Source organism: Flavobacterium franklandianum (genome assembly GCF_007097365.1).
Taxonomy (GTDB): Bacteria; Bacteroidota; Bacteroidia; order Flavobacteriales; family Flavobacteriaceae; genus Flavobacterium; species Flavobacterium franklandianum.
Genome location: NZ_VJZR01000034.1, coordinates 1 through 5,806 on the forward strand (window position 1 = coordinate 1; position 5,806 = coordinate 5,806).

General features: G+C 45.3%; 2 tRNA genes and 2 rRNA genes. All 4 read left to right on the top strand.

From position 1 onward, the window contains the following. The first annotated feature begins 707 nt into the window (after nt 1-707). Nucleotides 708-2,219: ribosomal RNA gene (locus FNW17_RS16125) — 16S ribosomal RNA — on the top strand. Between the two features lie 153 nt (nt 2,220-2,372). Continuing rightward, nucleotides 2,373-2,446, top strand: a tRNA-Ile gene (locus tag FNW17_RS16130). Nucleotides 2,447-2,537: 91 nt separating this feature from the next. Beyond that, nucleotides 2,538-2,611: transfer RNA gene (locus FNW17_RS16135), tRNA-Ala, on the top strand. A gap of 188 nt (nt 2,612-2,799) precedes the next feature. Then, nucleotides 2,800-5,686 (top strand): 23S ribosomal RNA (locus tag FNW17_RS16140). Together the 16S and 23S rRNA genes with 2 tRNA genes alongside form the textbook arrangement of a ribosomal RNA operon. Nucleotides 5,687-5,806 lie beyond the last annotated feature (120 nt).

Below are 5,806 nucleotides of genomic sequence, written 5' to 3' on the forward strand. Positions count from 1 at the left end.
AAATAATGTAGAATATAAAGGAGCAATGCCTATTTCGGATCCTAATCAGATACTATTTTTGATTCCGCGGTAGCAAATAGGGGATACTAGTTGTTCTATTTCGGGAAGTAAACCGCTATAAACGCAGTAAAACTGTTAGAATTCTGAAAAACGGCTACGAAGAATCCTAAATATAAAAAAAAAGACCTTTGTAAATATCGAAAAGTCAGAGACTTAAAAAATACTTTAAAAAAAGATTAGAAAAGGCATTGTTTAATGGCAAACACTCACTACTTTTGCACCCGCAATGACGCACAAGTTCTTATAAACACTGGCAAACGGATTAAAACTAGGAGAAAATTTATTTTCAAAAAAGGTTTAAAAAAGTTTGTGAGAAATAAAAATGAGTGTTACATTTGCACCCCGCTAAAACGGCAACGATCTTTGAAAAACTGGTTAGAATATTGAGAAGAAAAGAAAAGAAATTTTCCAAAAAAAAACTTTACAAAAAGCTTGCCAGATAAAAAAGAGTTTGCTACTTTTGCAGCCGCTAACCGAGAGGTTAGTTAGAATAAAAAGTAAGACACGTTCCTAGACATATTGAATTGACAGCCGTTTTAAGAGAGATCTTAGAACAAATATAAAGAGAGTAAGAGAATTGAAAGATTTAAAAAACCACTAGAATTTGAGTCGAATAACAATAGCTTGATTTATCAAGCGTACAATATACGATGAAGAGTTTGATCCTGGCTCAGGATGAACGCTAGCGGCAGGCTTAACACATGCAAGTCGAGGGGTATAGTAGCAATACTAGAGACCGGCGCACGGGTGCGTAACGCGTATGCAATCTACCTTTCACAGAGGGATAGCCCAGAGAAATTTGGATTAATACCTCATAGTATATATGAATGGCATCATTTATATATTAAAGTCACAACGGTGAAAGATGAGCATGCGTCCCATTAGTTAGTTGGTAAGGTAACGGCTTACCAAGACTACGATGGGTAGGGGTCCTGAGAGGGAGATCCCCCACACTGGTACTGAGACACGGACCAGACTCCTACGGGAGGCAGCAGTGAGGAATATTGGACAATGGGCGCAAGCCTGATCCAGCCATGCCGCGTGCAGGATGACGGTCCTATGGATTGTAAACTGCTTTTGCACAGGAAGAAACAACATTACGTGTAATGTCTTGACGGTACTGTGAGAATAAGGATCGGCTAACTCCGTGCCAGCAGCCGCGGTAATACGGAGGATCCAAGCGTTATCCGGAATCATTGGGTTTAAAGGGTCCGTAGGCGGTCTTATAAGTCAGTGGTGAAATCTCCCCGCTCAACGGGGAAACGGCCATTGATACTGTAGGACTTGAATTATTAGGAAGTAACTAGAATATGTAGTGTAGCGGTGAAATGCTTAGAGATTACATGGAATACCAATTGCGAAGGCAGGTTACTACTAATGGATTGACGCTGATGGACGAAAGCGTGGGTAGCGAACAGGATTAGATACCCTGGTAGTCCACGCCGTAAACGATGGATACTAGCTGTTGGGTGCAAACTCAGTGGCTAAGCGAAAGTGATAAGTATCCCACCTGGGGAGTACGTTCGCAAGAATGAAACTCAAAGGAATTGACGGGGGCCCGCACAAGCGGTGGAGCATGTGGTTTAATTCGATGATACGCGAGGAACCTTACCAAGGCTTAAATGTAGATTGACCGGTTTGGAAACAGATCTTTCGCAAGACAATTTACAAGGTGCTGCATGGTTGTCGTCAGCTCGTGCCGTGAGGTGTCAGGTTAAGTCCTATAACGAGCGCAACCCCTGTTGTTAGTTGCCAGCGAGTCATGTCGGGAACTCTAACGAGACTGCCAGTGCAAACTGAGAGGAAGGTGGGGATGACGTCAAATCATCACGGCCCTTACGCCTTGGGCTACACACGTGCTACAATGGCCGGTACAGAGAGCAGCCACTGGGCGACCAGGAGCGAATCTATAAAACCGGTCACAGTTCGGATCGGAGTCTGCAACTCGACTCCGTGAAGCTGGAATCGCTAGTAATCGGATATCAGCCATGATCCGGTGAATACGTTCCCGGGCCTTGTACACACCGCCCGTCAAGCCATGGAAGCTGGGGGTGCCTGAAGTCGGTGACCGCAAGGAGCTGCCTAGGGTAAAACTGGTAACTAGGGCTAAGTCGTAACAAGGTAGCCGTACCGGAAGGTGCGGCTGGAACACCTCCTTTCTAGAGCCTAAATGTTAGTTGTTTACAACACTTTTAGGAAAGAAGACGAAGATTATTTTGGAAAGAATCATAAGATTTAATTACTCTCGCTGTTAGTTCAAATAATACACGTAAGACCGTTATGATGACGGTTTTATTTTTAAGTAAAAAGAGTGTCTCGTAGCTCAGCTGGTTAGAGTACTACACTGATAATGTAGGGGTCGACAGTTCGAGTCTGTCCGAGACAACTATTTAACTTAGAAGAAGGAAATTTTAGAGGTTGAGTGAAGCCGTTTTAAGTACTGTTAACTGAAAACTGTTAACTGCCGACTAAAAAATGGGGGATTAGCTCAGCTGGCTAGAGCGCCTGCCTTGCACGCAGGAGGTCAACGGTTCGACTCCGTTATTCTCCACAAAAAGAGTGATCAGCTTACAGTGATCAGTACTCAGTTTCGACTGAATACTAAAAACTGAACACTGAACACTGCTTTAAAGTTCATTGACATATTGAGATAAGAAATAATAAAAAGTAGAAAGCAGTTTTTTCTAATTTATTAGAAAAAACGAAACAAAACGGTCATAATTGATTTTATGATTGGTACAATAAGCAAAATAAGGGCGTATGGGGGATGCCTTGGCTCTCAGAGGCGATGAAAGGCGTGATAAGCTGCGAAAAGTTACGGGGATTGGCACACACGATATGATCCGTAAATACCTGAATGGGGCAACCCACTATGTTGAAGACATAGTACACCGATAGGTGGGCGAACCCGCTGAACTGAAACATCTAAGTAGGCGGAGGAGAAGAAAACAAAAGTGATTCCGTAAGTAGTGGCGAGCGAACGCGGATTAGCCCAAACCAATGTTGTTACGGCAATATTGGGGTTGTAGGACCACGACATTTTATGCACAAAGAATTAGAATCTACTGGAAAGTAGAGCCAAAGAGAGTGATAGCCTCGTATAAGTAATAAGTGTAATAGATAGTGGTATCCTGAGTAGGGCGGGGCACGTGAAACCCTGTCTGAATTTGGCGGGACCATCCGCTAAGGCTAAATACTCCTGAGAGACCGATAGTGAACCAGTACCGTGAGGGAAAGGTGAAAAGAACCGTGAATAACGGAGTGAAATAGATCCTGAAACCATACGCTTACAAGCGGTCGGAGCCCTTTCGTGGGGTGACGGCGTGCCTTTTGCATAATGAGCCTACGAGTTAACGTTGCTGGCAAGGATAAGTGGTTAAGTCACGGATCCGTAGCGAAAGCGAGTCTGAATAGGGCGCTTTAGTCAGTAGTGTTAGACGCGAAACCGTGTGATCTACCCATGGGCAGGTTGAAGCTGTGGTAACACACAGTGGAGGACCGAACCGGTTGTCGTTGAAAAGACTTCGGATGACCTGTGGGTAGGGGTGAAAGGCCAATCAAACTCGGAAATAGCTCGTACTCCCCGAAATGCATTTAGGTGCAGCGTTGGTCATAAAGTTATATAGAGGTAGAGCTACTGATTGGATGCGGGGGCTTCACCGCCTACCAATTCCTGACAAACTCCGAATGCTATATAATGTTTACCAGCAGTGAGGGCTTGGGTGCTAAGGTCCAAGTCCGAGAGGGAAAGAACCCAGACCATCAGCTAAGGTCCCCAAATATATGTTAAGTTGAAAGAACGAGGTTTGTCTGCCCAGACAGCTAGGATGTTGGCTTGGAAGCAGCCATTCATTTAAAGAGTGCGTAACAGCTCACTAGTCGAGCGGACGAGCATGGATAATAATCGGGCATAAACATATTACCGAAGCTATGGATTTGACATTAATTTGTCAAGTGGTAGGGGAGCATTCTATCAGGGTAGAAGGTGTGTTGTAAAGCATGCTGGACTGGATAGAAAAGAAAATGTAGGCATAAGTAACGATAATGCGGGCGAGAAACCCGCACACCGAAAGACTAAGGTTTCCACAGCTATGCTAATCAGCTGTGGGTTAGTCGGGACCTAAGGCGAACCCGAAAGGGACAGTCGATGGACAACGGGTTAATATTCCCGTACTACTGTTAACTGTGATGGGGTGACGGAGTGATGAAAGTACCGCGAACTGACGGAATAGTTCGTTGAAGATTGTAGCTATATTCTAGATAGGCAAATCCGTTTAGAATGGCAAAGATCGATAGTACTCGGCGTCTTCGGACAAAGAGATAGTGTACCTAAGGGCTTCCAAGAAAAACCTCTAAACTTCAGGTTAATAGTACCCGTACCGCAAACCGACACAGGTAGTCGAGAAGAGAATTCTAAGGTGCTCGAGAGATTCATGGCTAAGGAATTAGGCAAAATAGACCCGTAACTTCGGGAGAAGGGTCGCCAGCAGCAATGCTGGCCGCAGTGAAGAGGTCCAGGCGACTGTTTATCAAAAACACAGGGCTCTGCAAAATCGTAAGATGAAGTATAGGGCCTGACACCTGCCCGGTGCTGGAAGGTTAAGTGGAGATGTTATTCGCAAGAAGAAGCATTGAAATGAAGCCCCAGTAAACGGCGGCCGTAACTATAACGGTCCTAAGGTAGCGAAATTCCTTGTCGGGTAAGTTCCGACCTGCACGAATGGTGTAACGATCTGGACACTGTCTCAGCCATGAGCTCGGTGAAATTGTAGTAACGGTGAAGATGCCGTTTACCCGCAGTGGGACGAAAAGACCCTGTGCACCTTTACTATAGCTTAGTATTGACCTTGGATAAATGATGTGTAGGATAGGTTGGAGACTGTGAAGTGGCGTCGCTAGGCGTTGTGGAGTCATTGTTGAAATACAACCCTTTGTTTATCTGAGGCCTAACCCCCAATCGGGGGGACATTGCTTGGTGGGTAGTTTGACTGGGGTGGTCGCCTCCAAAAGAGTAACGGAGGCTTCTAAAGGTTCCCTCAGTACGCTTGGTAACCGTGCGTAGAGTGCAATGGCATAAGGGAGCTTGACTGAGAGACATACAGGTCGATCAGGTACGAAAGTAGAGCATAGTGATCCGGTGGTTCCGCATGGAAGGGCCATCGCTCAAAGGATAAAAGGTACGCCGGGGATAACAGGCTGATCTCCCCCAAGAGCTCATATCGACGGGGGGGTTTGGCACCTCGATGTCGGCTCGTCACATCCTGGGGCTGGAGAAGGTCCCAAGGGTTGGGCTGTTCGCCCATTAAAGTGGCACGCGAGCTGGGTTCAGAACGTCGTGAGACAGTTCGGTCTCTATCTACTGTGGGCGCAAGAAATTTGAGTGGATCTGATTCTAGTACGAGAGGACCGAATTGGACTAACCTCTGGTGTATCTGTTGTTCCGCCAGGAGCATCGCAGAGTAGCTACGTTGGGAAGGGATAAGCGCTGAAAGCATATAAGCGCGAAACCCACCACAAGATGAGATTTCTTTTAAGGGTCGTGGGAGATGACCACGTTGATAGGCTATAGATGTAAAGGCAGTAATGTCATAGTCGAGTAGTACTAATAACCCGTAAGCTTATGTACACCTTTTCCCGAGCCGTAAGGCTCGGGAGAAAACTTTCTAAAATATTAAAATTTCTTTATCTCAGTATGTCAAGATATTATTGTAATTTTTGATTCCAAATGAATCACTAGTTGCAAAAT